The organism is Gardnerella sp. c10Ua_244 (genome assembly GCF_055818055.1).
Genome location: NZ_JARFVS010000002.1, coordinates 216,410 through 233,101, shown reverse-complemented (window position 1 = coordinate 233,101; position 16,692 = coordinate 216,410). Strand labels below are relative to the sequence as shown.

The window sequence follows — 16,692 nt, the reverse complement described above, 5'->3', positions numbered from 1 at the left end:
AGTGTATATAAATGTATATCTATGTATATATGCACAAAATAAATGCAATTTATTCTAAACATGTGTTTAGAATCGACGTTAAAAATGTAATCTAGCTTACATTTACTATATTAATTTTGATTGCAAAAACCTGCCGAAAACGTTGAAATAAAGTCTCGCGGGGGGGGTTAGTAGGCTATGCATCATAACAGATACATTGCAAAATATTCATATATTAGGTATTATTGAACATAAATCTCAACAAGGGATTCGTGCTTTTGAAAGCTGAGTGGAAGTTTTATATGTATCTGATTGTAGTTCAATCAGCGTTTGATTACTACATAAAGCTCTTCACTAATAAATTCATAAAGACTTATTCAGAGAGAATCGATATTAAGGAGATATCATTATGATAAATTCAAATTCCGGAAAGCACGCACGCAAGGTTACATTGGATGCTGCAGTAAGTAACGCGATTGCGAAGGCTGTGGATGCTCGCAAGGTGGCGGCGTTTACGGTTGGCGCTGCAGGCGTGTTAGCTGGTGCGTCGTTCGCTTTTGGTGCAACTCCGGCAATGGCGGCGGAGGTGAGTGGTACTCCTGATACTAAGCCGGATGTAGCTCAGACGCCTGTGACTGCTGGTGAGAATGCTGGGACTGGTAAGAAGGCTGAAGCTGGCGATAAGAATCAGACTGAAGCTAATAAAGAGGCTGGGTATAAGGCTGAGAATACCAATAAGCAGGCTGAGCAGAAATCCGAGAATACTGTAAATACTGATGGTACTGAAAATAAATCGACTGTTGTAAAGATTCGTGGTAAGCGCTCGGTAGATAATCCGCCGTCTGGACATACTGCGACTGTTCAAGATCGCGCTTCTGGTGGTTCAGCAGGTCAAGATCCTAATAAAATTAATCCAGACACAACGGATACCTCTAATACCAAAATCGATATTAACGAGAATAACGCTGAAACTATGCCAAATGCGTATGCTTGGGGAAGCTCAGACAACACGTATAGTGTAGATGGCGAAAAGCATACTGTTACTTTCCACTTTGCAGCACCAAAAGATGGTAGCAAGATTACCAGTATTGCTATTTTCCCTGCTAGGACAAATGGTTTCAATAATGCAAAAAGTGAGAAAGGTATTGATTTTTACTCGAAAGATCAAAACAAACACCAAGCTTATTCTGGTGAATATACATTTACTCCTAATAACGATGGATCTGCTGATCTTAAGATGACAACTCTTTTCAGAGATGGCAACCTTAATGGCGGCGCTGAGAAGTATGTAGCCAGTCGCTCTATTTTCGTGTACGTAACTAAAGATGGTAGTAGCACAGAAACTATTGCATATAAAACAAACGTATTCCGCGCTGTAACGCTTGTTCCGCCAAAGACTTCTGGCTCTGTGGTGCTTAAGTATAACCAAGAGCTTACTCCTGAAAAGGTTCAAGCAGCAATTACTGAAGCTGGCAATGTTAATACTGAGCGTAGCGATAAAAAGTCGGTAAATGATCAGCTTTCTGGAGCGTTTACGCAAAATATTAACGTAAAGTCTGATGATGCTTACGACAAGACTACATTTAATGCTATTAATACTGAAACCTCAGCTCAAGGCGCAACGGATAAGACTTACGTAGCTGGCGCGAAGACGCTTAACACCTATATGGTTACGGATTTGGGCTTTAAGTCGCAAGCTATTCCGCTTACGGTTGCGCGCTACGACACGCGTATCGACAAGCCAACTGTTGAAGATCCAACTAACGTTTCGCAAGAAGTAAAAACCGACATCATCAAAAAACTTGCGGCGCTTAACAATGTTGCCCAAGACAAGGTAAGTATCAACGACAAAGGCGAAGCTGTAATCCACTTTGATGGTGTTGATGAAAAGGACGCTCCTAAGATTGCGCTCAAAGACCTCGTCCTCAAGAATCTCAAAGCTGGCGAGTACGTTGTTCCAAGCGATGATAAAGCAGTCTTTGTTGCTAACCCACTCGATTACTCGAAAGACGAGATTGCGCGCATTAAGCAGGCTATTTTTGATGCTAATAAGACCAATAAAGACCTTAACCTTACCAGCGTAGATCAGATTTCACTTGAATATCTTAAGGGCGATTTTACTAAAGCTGGTCAAGCTAATCAGGGCATCTCGAACGGTCAGGCGGAAAATACGATTACCGTTAAGATCAAGACCGATAAGGCGGTTGCTGAGTTTACGTCTAATGTAAAAGAGAGCAAGCTTACTAAGCTTCCAGACATCCGCAAGGATTATGACGTTTCGTGGACTAAAACCAAAATTGATGGTCGCGACACCGACGAGGGTATTTCTTGGAGTAATGATCAGAAAACCACTATCATCTATCGTTACGATCCAACTAAAGCAGAAGGGTTTGATACAACAAAGATTCTTGGTTTGCTGAAAGCTACGCCAAAAGACAAGCAAGCTGGTTTGCGCGACCTTACAGGCGGCGAGACGCTTCAGTATGAAGGTACAGGGACTAACGCGCAGAAGTCACACATGCACTATGCGTTGCAAAATGGCGAGCCAACGGGCGAGCTTACGCTTGGCAATATGGGTGGTCCATACTGGTCTGGGAATCAGAAAGTCTCTAATTCTGATGTAGACCTCGGTGATGCAGAGTCTGAAGCAGGCTCGTATTCGTGGGATACAGAAGCTGGCCCTGTAAAGGTAGCCGGCAAGAAGGGCAAGATTTTCAAGGCGCGTCTGTTTGTTGAGCCGTATGCAATGACGTACTATAAGCATGTTTATATGGAGCAAGGCCGCAATCCTGGTAATACAGCAAAGGCAATTAACGTTATCTTTGTGCCGCAGACGAATCATAAGACGAAAGACCTTTCGGATTCGATTGGCGAGCACAAGACCGAAAACGTTGAGGGCAAGGATGTTCCAACACAGTCGAAGTATTACAACGCGTCTGCTGATAAGAAAGATGCGTATGAAAAGGCATTAAAGACTGCAACAGACTTGCTTGCAACTGTTAAGGACAAGCAAGAAAAAGACCTTACCGAAGAGCAGAAGGCGCAAATCGATAACGCTACGATTAACCTTAATAAGGCACGCGCCGAGCTTGATGGTGCTGACACCAACAAGGATAAGCTGAACGACTCGATTGATGCTAATGGTAAGGCTGCAGAAGGCACTACCGCCGCAACTGGCACGCAAGCAACAAACCAGTTCAAGAACGTAAGCGACCCTGACTTCAAGAAGGCAGACGGTTCTGATGATAAGGACAGAAACGAAGCTGCTAAGAAGGCAAAGACAGATTACGACAAGGCTCTTGAGGAAGCTAATAAGGTAAAGGAAGACAAGAACGCCACGCAGAAGGCTGTTGACGACGCTAAGGCTAAGCTTGATGCTGCGCGCGAAAAGCTTAACGACTTTACCACCAACAAGGATGAGTTGAATAATGCCATCGCTAAGGACGGCAAGGTAAACACGGGTAGGGATAATCAAGGCAATCAAACGCTGACAAATGCCGATCCAACTTACCAGAACTCGACTCCTGAACAGCGCAAGGCGTACGACGACGCTGTTAAGAAGGCTGATGAGGTCTTCAAGGATCCAAACGCTTCTCAAAAAGAAGTAAACAAGGCTATTGATGATCTTAAGAAAGCTAAGGCAGCACTTGATGCCAACGCAACCGACAAGGCTCCTCTTGCCGCTGCGGTGCAAAAGAGCTTAGATAAAGATCCTAACAAGCATAGCGTGTTCTACACGAACGCCAAGAATAAGACTGGCGATACTGCTGCTCAGCAAGCCGTTAAGAATTACGATGACGCACTTGCAAAAGCTAAGCAGGTTCTTGCTGACGACAAGGCCACCAAGAAAGACGTTGAGGATGCCAAGAAAGCACTCGAAGATGCTGAAAAGGTACTTTATGCTGAAACTTATCAGACAAAAGCAACTGATTTAGCGGAAGCTATTGCGGACAACTTCAGCGGTTATTTGATGCCGGCCTACTTCAATGCCTTTGATAAGGCACAAGCTGAGGGCAAAGATTCTCAGGCTGCTAAGGACTTCAAAGCCTATAACGACGCTTATCACGCTGCAAAAGACTTGATGGATGAATTAAATAAGCCTGGGAGCACCGTAGATCAGAAAAAGGTTGATGCGGTTAAAGAGCAGCTAATCGCTGCTCGCAAGATTATTGACACCTACGCAACCGACACCAGCAGACTTTCGGCTGCTGCGCTTAATGACTTTGCAATACAACACAGCCCAGCCTACGCGAATTTGAAAGAACTTGCCGAAAAGCAAAATCCTAGTGAAGAAGAAAAAGCTAAGGTAGAAGCTGCTAAAAAGGCTAAGGAAGCGTATGAAAAGGCAGCAGCGAAACTAACAGCTGCGCTTACTAACACGCTTCCGAAGGATCAAGCAAATGGTCATGATATTCCTGATAACATTATCCCAAAGGAAGATGGCGACCCTAACGATAAGGACTACCTGAAAGACATTCAAGCGCACAAGAACGGTGAGCCGCTGAACAGGGATGTTGACACAATCCTTAAGGAAATGAACGAAGCAGCGAAGGCACTGGATAAGTTTGCGACTAAGACCGACGAGCTGATTAAGTCGATTAACGAGGACGCAACCACTCATCCAAGCCCTGCGTTTAAGAACGCGTCGCAGCCAAGCTTCCAAAAGCCTGATGGCTCGGGACCGGATGATGCCAAGAACGCTGCTGCTAAAGCGGCAGCAGATGCCTACGGCAAAGCACTCAACGAAGCCAAAGACTTGCTCATCAAGAAGCCTGATGCTACGCAAAAGGAAATTAACGACGCCAAGGCTGCTCTTGACAAGGCTCGCGCCGAGCTTGACAAGTACAACACCGACGTCGCCAAGCTCAAAGCGAGCGTAAAGAAGCATGGTACCAAGGCAGACGTTCCTGCTCCAGAAGAAGGAACGCTTACCTCTGATGCGTATCGCAATGCGTCTGATCCTCACTTCATGAAGGAGCAGGATGGCAAGCTTGTTCCTGATGATGATAAGAACAACAAGGCCGCCGCAGACAAGAAGGCGTATGATGAAGCTTTGACAAAAGCTCAAGAGCTTTTGAAGAAGCATGATGATAAAGATACGCCGCAAGACGCAAAGCCAACTCAAAAAGAAATCGACGAGGCGCTGAAGACTCTTGACGAAGCTCGCAAGAAGCTTGAGGATAACTATAAGACTGTTACTACTGGTCTTGAGACAGAAATTAACAAGTCTACTGCTGAACATGCTCCTGCTGTTACTGAAGGCGACTTTGAAGCTACTCCAGAGTTCAAGAATGCTCAAGCTAAGACAAGCGATGGTAATGAAAATGCAGACGTTACTGCTTACAAGAATGCTCTTGCAAATGCTCGCAAGTTAGTAAGTGATGCAAAGGATACAAACAAGAAGAACAGCGAACGTCCAACGCAACAGCAGATTAACGATGCGTTCGATGCTCTTACTGCAGCTAAGAAGCAAATTACTGACAACTACAAGACGAATTTTGAAGCGTTGACTTCTGCCAAAGACTTTGCAGATGATGGCTTCAAGAAGACGCCTGAGTATCAAAATGCTCTTGCTAAGAAGACTGCTGGTGATCCAGGTGCTACAAATGACTTGGGTGAAACTGGCAAAGACACTGGCTTCGAGAATGTTCTCAATCAAATCAAGCAGAAGCTTAATGATGATAACTGGAAGAAGACAGCAACTCAGAAGTCTGTAAACAACTTGCTAAAGAAACTGCAAGCAGCTCAAGACAAGATTGCTAACAACTACAAGACTGATGCAAAGCTTCTTGAAAACGAAGTCGGCGATAAGGACGCACAGGGTCAACCTGTAACACCTCCGTTCGAGGCGTCGGTTGAGTACAAGAACGCGCTTGAAAAGAAGAACGCTGGTGACGCTACTGCAACGGAAAAGCTTAAAGCTTATGCCGAGAAGCTTGCTAAAGCAAACGAGCTTATTGAAAAGGTCAAGAATCCTGATCCAAACGCAAAGCCAGAAGATCGTCCAACTCAGAAGCAGGTTGATGATGCTCTTGCGGCTTTGAAGAAGGCCAAGAAGGATATCGACGACAACTTCAAGACCAAAGTCGACGCTCTTAAGAAAGAAACGAAAGAGCTTAAGGACGACGGCGGAGCTAAGCCAGACACCGAGAAGTTCGAAAAGTCTACCGAGTATCAGAATGCTCTTGCCAAGAAGGGTGCTGACAGCAAGGATAACGCAGACATACAAGCGTACAATGACGCTTTAGCGAAAGCCAATGAACTTCTTGATCTATTCGACGAGAGTGGCAATCCAAAAGCCAACATTCCAGCTGGAAAGCAACTCCCAACTCAGCAAGAAGTTGACGAGGCTCTTAAGAATCTGAAGGAAATTAAAGATAAGATTACTAAGAACTACGTCACCAGTCCGCATGACTTGCAAGAAGAAGTTGATAAGTCGAAGGGCGGAGATACTGACACCAGAACCGACGTGTTCGAGAATACTCCAGAGTTCAAGAATGCGACTGCTAAGGGTGATGACGCTGCTAAGAAAGCTCTTGACGACTATAACAAGAAGCTCAAGGCTGCCAAGGATCTTCTTGATAAGTTTGATCGCACTACTGGAAAGCCAAAGACTGATCTTCCAGATGGTACTAAAGTCCCAACTCAAAAGCAACTTGACGATGCTCTGAAGGATCTCCAAGACGCCAAGAAGAAGATTGCCGATGATTACAAGACTGATCCTTCCAAGCTGAAAACAGAAGCAGATGCTGATGCTAAGTTCCGTGATTCTGTATTCTTTATGATTGGAATGACTGAGGATATTGACGCCTATAACAAGGCTTTGGCTGAGGCTAACAGTGTGCTTAAGGATCCGAATGCTACTCAGGCTGAGGTTGACGCGGCTTTGAAGAAGCTTCAGGCGGCTAAGTATAAGATTAATCACCCGTTTGGCATAGGCAGTGGTGTTGGAAGCGGTAGCGGCTATGATGCTGATGCTAGTGATTCTCAGAGTGCTTCGGTTGATAAGACTGCTTTGCGAGTCGAGGTTAATAATTCTGAAGCAGATTCTTCTGCTGCGTCTAAGGCGAATACTGCTGCTGCTAGAGCTTACGTGAAGGCTTTGGCTGAGGCTAAGCGTGTGCTTGCTGATAAGAATGCTACTCAGGCTCAGGTTGATGCCGCTTTGAGGAATCTTAAGGCTGCTAAGGCTGCGTTGCGTAATGCTTCCGGTAATGCTGGTGGTCTTGCTAAGACGGGTGCTGCAACTGGCTTGTTTGCAAGTCTTGCTGCAATCTTCTCCGGTCTTGGTGCTGCTGGCGTAGCTTCTCGCCGTCGTAAGCACTCTAACGAGTAGTCTATCGCGTAACTAAAATCCCTCGCAGGTTATCTTCCGATAATCCGCGAGGGATTTTTTCATCCGCTGCCGCTGCACATGCTGTTCCTGTAGCTTTGCGCCAGTGCTTTGCAAACGGTGACTATTTGTTGCTTAAAGAACATTAGCGTCCGTGCTGAGCGAAGACATGCTCGCGCGGGTAACGCGCTTGCTACGAAACTCGCGTTGGAAGTCCACTGGACTTCCAACTTAAGCGAGTTTCCGCTCCGAGTTACCTTCGCGCGCTACGCTTTAAGCGCTTCGGCAGGTCGTCGCGCAGAGCCGCAGGCTGCTGATTCGCCAAGCGAAGAAGAAAAATCGAAAAATCTCTGCGATAGACACGGTTATTAACGAATTAGCACGCAGAGTTTGGGGGATTTCTTTACGAGCACTAAAAGAGGACTGATGGAGCAACGTTCGTAGAGAACAAAGTATGCATGAGAGTCTTTAACAGCCAAAGCGACTGAAGGACGGGACGTGCGAGGAGAGAAATCCCCCAAAACTTGCGCCACGTTAAGAATGATGCCTAAAACTCGCCACGCTATGAGCGCGAAAGCAGGTAGTTTCGCAGCCTTGTACACCACCACAATGTAAAGTTGCGGTATGGAAAGTGCGAACATAACAGATAGTGCAACTACTGAAACCAACTGCAACGAAAGCAGCACGAACTCTTCCGCACTCACCTCAAGAAGCCTTATTAAAGCCGGTTTTGCTCGCCCGGATGCCGCACGTTGCGCAATGATGGCAATATGCAAAAACTGCAATAAAATATCGTTTGAAACACTACTAAGAAGCGCGCTCACAGTTGAAGATCCAGATTCTGCATTGCTTTCATTGCAAGATTTAAGTGAAACATACCCCGAAATAATAAATAATATTTCAACTTCAAATTCGCAAGTATCTGACTCATTAACAAGCCTAATGCAAGTATTAGGTGCGTCTAACGCGTTGGCAATGCTTATGCGCACAAGACCTAATCTTATAAAAGCTGCAGCAAATGACCCGAATCATCTTTTTGCAATGACTAGGGAAGAACGCGTAAAAGACTTACTCGAAGCAATACAAGCTTACACTGCAACAGTTGTTTCTTCTGAAAGCAGCGATTCTAACACAATTTACTTAACATCACTCGGCTTTGCACAAGCAGTTTCTGCGCTTCGTGCGCGCTACCGTGAGCATGTTGCTGCAATTATGGCGGCTGATTTAGCGAGCGCTGACCCTGTTGAAGTGCAGCCAGATATTAGTCGTAAGCTTTCCGACGCTGCCGATGCTGTTTTAGAGGCAGCGTTGTCTATTTCGCGAGGACAGGTTACTGGTTCTTCCGCATGCAGATTTGCGATTATTGCTATGGGCAAGCTTGGAGCGCAAGAAATTAACTACGTTTCCGATATCGATTTGATTTATGTTGTGGAGCCTGCGGATTTAAGCAACAAGCAGAACCAGGATGCTGCTTTGCGCGTTGGTGTTTCTATGGCAATGGTTTTGCAAAAAGTATGCCAGTCGGTGGTTATGGGCTCTGTGGAGCCTCCGCTTTGGCAGATTGATACTGCGCTTCGCCCGGAAGGTAAGGATGGTCCTCTTGTTCGTAGGCTTGATTCTCATAGAGAATATTATGAAAAGTGGGCGAGTAGCTGGGAGTTTCAGGCGCTTTTGAAGTCGCGCCCTGCAGCAGGGGATACGGATCTTGGAAAAGCTTATCGCGATATGGTTGAGCCGTTTATTTGGAAGGCTTCTGGTCGTGAGCATTTTGTAGCTGACTGCCAGCATATGCGTCAGCGTGTGGAGTCGCTTATTCCGGCTTCTCAACGCGATTTGGATATGAAACTTGGTAAAGGCGGCTTGCGCGATGTTGAGTTTACTGTGCAAATGCTGCAGCTTGTGCACGGAAGTGAGGATGAGTCGCTTCGAGTAAGGGATACTATTTCCGCTTTGCAAGCGTTGGCTCAAGGTGGCTACGTCTCTAGGTCTCAGGCGGCGCTATTGGCAGAACACTACCGTTTTGAGCGTGTTCTTGAGCATCGTCAGCAAATGTGGAGTATGCATCGCACGCATTTGTTCCCAGATTTGGGTGCGCAAGGAAACGGCGGCTTGGATCGCGCGCGCACAATTTCTACAGAGCAGCTTAACAACAATGAGCAGATTTGCCGCCTTGCTCGTGCTGTGCGGCTTCGTCCGGAAGAGTTAGTTGCGCGTTTTGATAAAGCTCGTCGTGAAATTCGGCACTTGCATAAGGATATTTACTACCGTCCGATGCTTCCTATTAACGCTCAAACGGATGCGGATCCTATTGTACTTTCGCCGGAGGCTGCTCGCGCGCGCTTTGCTTCTATTGGTTTTGCGGATGCTCGCGCAGCACAGTTGCATGTTGAAGCGCTTACAGAGGGGCTTTCTAGGGCTGCTAAAATTCATAGAATTTTGCTTCCGGCAGTGTTGAAGTGGCTTGGCGACGGGCAGAATCCGGATATGGGTTTGCTTGCGTGGCGGCGTCTTGCGGAGCGTTTTGGCGGAAAAAATACGTATCTTGGTTTTTTGCGTGATTCTCCTTCCGCAGCTCAGCGTCTTTGCCACGTTTTGGCGGATTCGCGCTATCTTGGCGACGCTATGATGCAGTCTATGCAGTCTATTACTTGGCTTGGAGACGACGAAGCGTTATCTGCGCGCGATAGGGCAAGTCTTGACATGCAAACTAGTGCAATGGTTGCGCGTTATGCAAGTAATATTGCGGATTTTGCGCAGTCTTTGCGCGCTCTTCGCCGGCAGGAAATTGAGCGAGTTGCTTTAGCTTGGATGTGTGGTCTAATTGATGACGATACTTCTATGCTTGCAATGAGTGATGTGTTTGATGCTATTTTAGATGCGACTTTGCAATGGTCCATGCGTGAAGCTGTGTCAGTCATGAATTTGAATGCTCCTCAAGCTGAAATTGCTATTATTGCTTTAGGTCGTTACGGTGGTAGAGAAGTAAACTTCTGTTCTGACGCAGATATTATGGTAATTTACAAGCCTGTTGGTGAAGATTGCGATTTCAACGCAGCTCACCGCTTTGCGCAAAAAACTGTAGATATTTTGCGTAATATTTTGCAAGGTCCTCTTACGCTTGAACCAAAAATCATGGTCGATTTGGATTTGCGTCCGGAAGGAAAAGACGGTCCGCTTGTTCGTTCGCTAGAATCTTGCGAAAAGTATTATCGTCAATGGGCTAGCACTTGGGAGCATCAAGCGTTGTTGCGAGCGCGTTTTGCTGCAGGTTCTAAGGAGTTGGCGGATGCTTTGCTTGATGGCGTTGTAAACGAATTGCGTTACGCTGCAAATCCTCTTAGTGATTCTCAGCTTGCTGAAATTCGTAAGCTCAAAGCGCGCATGGAAGCGGAGCGTTTGCCTCGAGGTGTGAGTAGGGACAGGCATTTGAAGCTTGGTCGTGGCAGTTTAAGCGATGTTGAGTGGACTGTGCAATTGATGCAATTGCAATATGCTTCAAAGCATGAATCTTTACGAGTAGTTGGAACTATGCAAGCGTTGAAAGCATTGCAATCTGAGCATTTTATAAGCGACGAGGATGCTGAAGTTTTAAGCCGCTGCTGGCATATGTGTTCCGCGGTGCGCAACGCAAACTTCTTGTGGTCTGGCTCAATGGCTCGCGCAGATATTATTCCAACTGACTCGTATTCTTTGGGTGGAATTGCAACTTACCTTGGCTACGAGCCGAACCAGGGCCGCGTTTTTGAAAACGATCTTTTAGCAACTATGCGTCAGTGCCGTGAAATCATGTCTCGTCTTTTCTACGCTCGCTAATTTCTCAATCTTTAGTCGCTTCACATTTATTGTTGCATTCTCTTCTTTAGGTTATAATTTCAGGACGGGAGGTGATTTTAATGAAAAATACAGTAATGAGTAATAATGTAAAAGAAAGAGCCAACACTTCAGTTTTTTATGCTGATGTTTCTGCGCCTATAAAACAAGCAGTCAGTGGTGAAAATTTAGAAGAAAATGACGAATTATTATCTACTGATTTTGCTGCAAAACTTATGCATAGTTATAAGCAGTCAGTTTCTGGTTTAGTGCGTCCGTATGCGGATGTTTTTGCTGAGTTAGAAAAGGGCTTGTAATGAGTTCCTTTGATATTCTTGTTACTCAGGATGCAGAAAATGATTTAAAAAATATAAGAGACTATATTGCATCTAATATCTCTAAGAAAACTTCCATAAGAATTATTAATTTTATTAAATCTAGTATTGAAAGACTGTCTCTTTTTCCTCAGTTTGCACCTGTAGTTAAGTATGAGCCTTGGAATTCACTTGGTGTGCGTCGTATTATTGTAAAGAATTTTCTTGTTTATTACAGAGTTGTTTTAGAAGAAAATACAGTTTATATTTTGAAGGTTACTTATGGTAAATGTAATCAACAAACTGTATTGGAACAAATAGATTTATTGGATTAAGTACTTATTAAATGTTGCATAATAAGTTATAGTTCTCCGCCACTCCGGGGGTGGGAGATTCGTCAACGCTAATCAGTAAAATTACGTAGGTCGCGTGTGGTTGCGACCGTCTTGCCAATTGACGGAAGGTGAGCGGTACTTATTATGACGAACGCAATTTCTAGTTCTTTACATCAAACTTTTTCTCTAAGCACAATTGCAAATTCTTTAGCGGGCAAAAGTGTTGTTACATTAGACGATATTTCAACTGCGCAAATACGAATGCTTTTAGACAAAGCGCGATACATTGATTCGCACCGTAAAGAAGTGGCTCACACTTGCGATGGCAGAGTGTTGGCCACTCTTTTTTATGAGCCGAGCACGCGCACTCGCTTAAGCTTCGAAACAGCAATGCTGCGTTTAGGCGGAAAAGTAATCGGTTTTGCAGGTGCACAACTTTCCAGCGCGAGCAAAGGTGAGACTGTAAACGATACTTTGAAAGTCGTATCTAACTATGTCGATGTTGTTGCAATGCGTCACCCAAAGGAGGGTGCTGCTTTTGTTGCAACGCAAGCTGTGAGCACGCCTATTATTAACGCGGGCGACGGCGGTCACATGCATCCAACTCAAACTCTTGCAGACTTGGCAACGATTCTTGCGCGTTTCGGCCGCCTTAATAATCTCACTGTCGGCTTGTGCGGCGACTTAACATATGGTCGCACTGTTCACTCGCTTATTGAAACTTTGTGCCGCTTTGGAAACGTTCATTTTGTGCTGATTAGCCCGGATGAGCTTAAAACTCCGCAGTACGTAATCGACCGTATTATTGACACTCCTTCGTGCACTTATGAAGAAACTCGCGACTTGATGGAAGTTATTGGCAAGCTTGACGTGCTTTACATGACTCGCGTGCAAGAAGAACGTTTTACGGATCGCGAGCAATACTTGCGACTTCGTGACACGTACATTTTGACTGAAGAAAAGTTACAAAAAGCAAAGTCGCATATGCCTGTGCTGCATCCGCTTCCTCGAATTAACGAGATTGCTGTTGACGTTGATGATGATCCTCGCGCAGCATACTTTGAGCAGGTTAAAAACGGTATGCTTATGCGTATGGCTTTGGAAAGTTCCGTTCTTGGAGACGAGCTTTGCGGCTACGAGCCAACTGATTTTGTGAACGTTCCAGAAGACGAATTGCAAGCGGTTGATGCACACGGAATTTCTTTGGCGGATCCTCGCGTGCATGTGACGGACGTGAATGTGCCTGAAGATCTTACTTGCCCGAATCCTCGTTGCATAACAAACAGCGAATTAACTCTTAAACGCAAGTTCTACAAAGCTGATTCCGTAAGGCATGAGTATCGCTGCATGTATTGCGACGAAGAAGCAGAAACTAAGTAAAAAATTTAATAATATTATTATATAACTGTAAAAATTACGCAAAACCGGGAGTGAAATGAACGAATCAGGCACCTTAACTTTGTGCAATATCTCTGTGTGGGATACTGGCGAACGTATTGATCTTATTGTTGATGGCGTTCGTCAGGATGCCCTTATAGAGCAGAATGCGCGCGTTACTGGCGACATTGACGCAAGCGATTGGGTTGTTGCTCCTGGTTTTGCAGATCCGCATGTGCATTTTAGAGATCCAGGGCAAACAGCAAAAGAAACAATGATGACCGGCAGTGAGGCTGCTGCGGCTGGCGGTTATACGCAAGTTTTGATTATGCCAAATACTGTTCCAGCTCTTGACGGCGAGCCTTGGGAAGATGCTCCATTTGATGTAGAAAATGTAGTTGACTATTTGCAGCGTTATGGTTGCATTTACGGCGTAAAATTGCCAGTTCGCTACGATTTGAGCGTGTGCGCATCATTGGGGCGTAAAGGCTTAAAACCAAGCAATATTGAGCTTTGGAAAAAGTATGTTGCTGGAATCGACGACGACGAAAAAACTTCTCCTATGAAAAAGCACCCGATTACTGCTATAAGCGACGACGGTGCTGCAGTACCTGAACCGATTTTGCGAGATGTGTTAGCTATGGCAAAACAAACTGGTTTGCCATTCGTGGAGCATTGTGAGCATCATGATACGGGAGCTGTGAACGAGGGTCCGATTGCAAAAATGCTTGGTGTTGGTGGAATTCCAGCTTCTACTGAGCTTGCAATTGTTCAGCGAGATATTGATGCTTCCCGAGAAACTGGCGTACATGTGCATTTCCAGCATGTGAGCACTGCTGCTGCGTTTGAAGCTATTCGTAAGGCAAAGAAAGAGGGTTTGCCGATTACTTGCGAAACTGCGCCTCACTATTTAGCTTTGTGTGATGAGGATGTTTTGCGATATGGTGCTATGGCTAAGATGAATCCTCCTCTTCGTTCAAAAGCGGACAGGCAAGCAACGCTCGCTGCTATTGCGGATGGCACAATTGACATGATTGCAACAGATCACGCGCCTCACACTGCGGAAGAAAAGTCAGGAGATTTTGCAAGCACTCCTAACGGAATTATTGGGCTTGAGTGCGCGTATGGTGTGTGCCACAAAGTGCTTGTTGATGCAGGATATACGGACGATAAGCATTTAATCGAATTGATGGCAGTAAATCCAATGCAATTGATGAGCAGAAGACCTACTGATATTGCGGCTTTGCTTAACGTTTCTTCGCGATGCGCAAACAAGCGAACGCTGCGTTTAAGTATTACTGAGCACCCTGAAAACGTTGATTTAGTGCTGATTAATATGCGCGAAAATTGGGCGGTTGACGCAAATTCGTTCCATTCAAAAGCTCGAAACACTCCTTTTGATGGATGGCAACTTACAGGCAGACCTGTTGCGACGATTATTGGTTCAGAAATTGCTTTCTCGAGAATGTGATTGATTAAATATAAATTTGGAATGGTAGTAAATTATGGACGAACTTATTGAAGCGATTGCAGCCAAGCAAAATCCTAGTGTTGTGGGCTTGGACCCTAAGCCAGGTATTGTACCAGCCGAAATTATTAGCTCTCTTGCGGACGAAGTTTTGCAAGAAGTAGAAGGCGAGGATGCGCTGCCAACGCTTTTAGCTACAGCTTATTTTGAGTTTAATCGCGCTATTATCGACGCGGTTGCAGATTTTGTGCCGGCTGTAAAGCCGCAAATTGCGATGTACGAAGCACTAGGTTCCGCTGGAATGGACACGTACGCAATGACTTGCGAATACGCAAAATCGCAAGGATTAGTTGTAATAGGTGACGCAAAGCGCGGAGATATTGGCTCTACAGCTGGTCAGTATGCTGCTCATTTAAGCGGTTTCGCTAGTCTTTCTTCATATTTTGAAGACGAAAATGCTACTGGTAACGCGCTTCCTCAATCTCTTAAAAATCTTCTAAAAAGCTCTAAAAATCTTGACGTTTGGCATGAAGATTCGCTTACAGTAAACCCTTATATGGGTTCGGATGGCGTGAAGCCTTTTATCGATGAAGCAGTAGCGCACGATAAAAGCATTTTCGTGCTGCTTCGCACTTCGAATCCTTCTAGCAAGGAGCTACAGGAGCTTATTTTGCAAGATGGCAAGCCAGTGTATGAGCATATGGCTGATTTGATTGAGAACTGGGGTGCTTCAAGCATTGGTAAGCACGGTTATTCAAGAGTTGGTGCAGTTGTAGGTGCCACGCATCCGCAGGAGGGCAAGCATTTGCGCGAGATTATGCCGCACACTTTCTTCTTGGTTCCAGGCTATGGTGCTCAAGGCGGTACTGCTCAAGATGTTGCTGGAATGTTTGATGCAAATTCTGAAGGTGCTATTGTCAATTCTTCGCGCGGTATTATTGGTGCTTGGAAAAAGTCTGAAGATTACGCTAAAAATCAAGGGCACATGTCTCTCGATGACATTCTTGATATTGTGCGTGATTCTGCAGCTGTTGCTGCGAAAAATATGCGTGACGACTTGAGAAATGCAGTGTATCGCTAGAATGCATAACTAAAATAAATATAACTAAAAATATAATTAAAATTAAAAATAAAACGCAACGGTACAAAACACATACAAGGGTAGGGGAAACCACATGAGTGATGGCATGTTTATTCCAACGCGAAAAGCCTCTGGAAACGCCATAATTACGTTACGTGAAGACGCTTTTGATTCTTCCGGCTCAAGTTCTGCAGACGAAAGCAATAATGCAAAATATTCGCGCCTTTGGGGGCGTAGAGCTGTAGAAGTACTCAATAATGAGAAGCTAGACGAAGGCGTGTATCGTTTAACTTTGCGAGATTCCGAGATTGCTAAAAAAGCTGCTCCTGCGCAATTTGTGAACTTGTATTCCCCTGACCCGACTGCTATGCTTCCGCGTCCTTTTGGAGTTGCAAGCGTAGAAGGTGATACTTTTACTTTGATTTTTGCTGTGATTGGCAAAGGCACTGCTAAGTTTGCTGAGCTTAAGCCAGGAGATAGCATTGACGCTCTTGGACCTTTGGGACTTGGCTTTAATATTTCCAAACCTGCACATTATGTGTTGGTCAGTGGCGGCTTGGGTGTGCCACCTATTTTGTGTGCTGCTCAAACGCTTTCAAAGCGTGAAGATTCTAGCGTAACGGCAGTGCTTGGCTACCGTAACAAGCGTTTTGCGGATGATTTAACGAAAGAATATATTTCAGACGTACACAGTATTACGAATGCTGAAGGAACTGTTATTACACTTCTTGACGAACTTGAAGAAAGTCAGCATTTTAATTTTGGAGACGATTTACCAACGGTTATTTTGTCTTGCGGACCTTTGCCTATGATGAAAGCTGTAGCTCACTGGGCGCATGAAAGAAATATTGAGTGCCAGCTCAGTTTAGAAGCGCGTATGGGCTGCGGATACGGAACTTGCGTTGCTTGCGTTGTTGACACTTTGGAAGGCAGGCTGAAAGTTTGCAACGACGGTCCTGTTTTTGATGCGAATCGTTTGGGTTGGGAGTAAAAAA

The 16,692-nt window shown here is 45.1% G+C and carries 8 protein-coding genes; all 8 read left to right on the top strand.

Annotated elements, in window-relative coordinates:
* Window positions 1–388: 388 nt before the first annotated feature.
* The 8 genes from P0108_RS04135 to P0108_RS04100 all read left to right on the top strand — a co-directional run bounded on the left by P0108_RS04135 (window position 389) and on the right by P0108_RS04100 (window position 16,688).
* Entirely contained in the window at window positions 389–7,315 is a 6,927-nt protein-coding gene (locus tag P0108_RS04135) for a peptidase (protein ID WP_473730776.1), read from the top strand.
* A 621-nt stretch (window positions 7,316–7,936) separates the two neighbouring features.
* Window positions 7,937–11,125 (top strand): bifunctional [glutamine synthetase] adenylyltransferase/[glutamine synthetase]-adenylyl-L-tyrosine phosphorylase, encoded by a 3,189-nt coding sequence (locus P0108_RS04130; RefSeq protein ID WP_421788781.1) that lies wholly within the window; start codon window positions 7,937–7,939, stop codon window positions 11,123–11,125.
* Between the two features lie 80 nt (window positions 11,126–11,205).
* Window positions 11,206–11,439 carry a hypothetical protein gene (locus P0108_RS04125; protein ID WP_174182559.1) on the top strand — a complete coding sequence of 78 codons (234 nt, stop codon included), beginning with the start codon at window positions 11,206–11,208 and terminating at the stop codon, window positions 11,437–11,439.
* Window positions 11,439–11,771, top strand: a complete 333-nt coding sequence (locus P0108_RS04120) for a type II toxin-antitoxin system RelE/ParE family toxin (protein WP_473730775.1) — start codon at window positions 11,439–11,441, stop codon at window positions 11,769–11,771. The genes P0108_RS04125 and P0108_RS04120 overlap by 1 nt, the downstream gene beginning before the upstream one ends.
* A gap of 144 nt (window positions 11,772–11,915) precedes the next feature.
* Window positions 11,916–13,151, top strand: coding sequence for an aspartate carbamoyltransferase (gene pyrB, locus P0108_RS04115; protein WP_473730774.1), 1,236 nt, complete (start codon window positions 11,916–11,918; stop codon window positions 13,149–13,151).
* Between the two features lie 55 nt (window positions 13,152–13,206).
* Window positions 13,207–14,619, top strand: coding sequence for a dihydroorotase (locus tag P0108_RS04110; protein ID WP_473730773.1), 1,413 nt, complete (start codon window positions 13,207–13,209; stop codon window positions 14,617–14,619).
* A 34-nt stretch (window positions 14,620–14,653) separates the two neighbouring features.
* Window positions 14,654–15,697, top strand: a complete 1,044-nt coding sequence (gene pyrF, locus P0108_RS04105) for an orotidine-5'-phosphate decarboxylase (RefSeq protein WP_473730772.1) — start codon at window positions 14,654–14,656, stop codon at window positions 15,695–15,697.
* Between the two features lie 94 nt (window positions 15,698–15,791).
* Window positions 15,792–16,688, top strand: a complete 897-nt coding sequence (locus P0108_RS04100) for a dihydroorotate dehydrogenase electron transfer subunit (RefSeq protein WP_473730771.1) — start codon at window positions 15,792–15,794, stop codon at window positions 16,686–16,688.
* Window positions 16,689–16,692: the final 4 nt, after the last annotated feature.

What these genes read in the sequence shown, in the direction of transcription:
- P0108_RS04135 (WP_473730776.1), top strand. Translation starts at nt 389, where the DNA reads ATGATAAATTCAAATTCCGGAAAGCACGCACGCAAGGTTACATTGGAT.
- P0108_RS04130 (WP_421788781.1), top strand. Translation starts at nt 7,937, where the DNA reads ATGGAAAGTGCGAACATAACAGATAGTGCAACTACTGAAACCAACTGC.
- P0108_RS04125 (WP_174182559.1), top strand. Translation starts at nt 11,206, where the DNA reads ATGAAAAATACAGTAATGAGTAATAATGTAAAAGAAAGAGCCAACACT.
- P0108_RS04120 (WP_473730775.1), top strand. Translation starts at nt 11,439, where the DNA reads ATGAGTTCCTTTGATATTCTTGTTACTCAGGATGCAGAAAATGATTTA.
- pyrB (WP_473730774.1), top strand. Translation starts at nt 11,916, where the DNA reads ATGACGAACGCAATTTCTAGTTCTTTACATCAAACTTTTTCTCTAAGC.
- P0108_RS04110 (WP_473730773.1), top strand. Translation starts at nt 13,207, where the DNA reads ATGAACGAATCAGGCACCTTAACTTTGTGCAATATCTCTGTGTGGGAT.
- pyrF (WP_473730772.1), top strand. Translation starts at nt 14,654, where the DNA reads ATGGACGAACTTATTGAAGCGATTGCAGCCAAGCAAAATCCTAGTGTT.
- P0108_RS04100 (WP_473730771.1), top strand. Translation starts at nt 15,792, where the DNA reads ATGAGTGATGGCATGTTTATTCCAACGCGAAAAGCCTCTGGAAACGCC.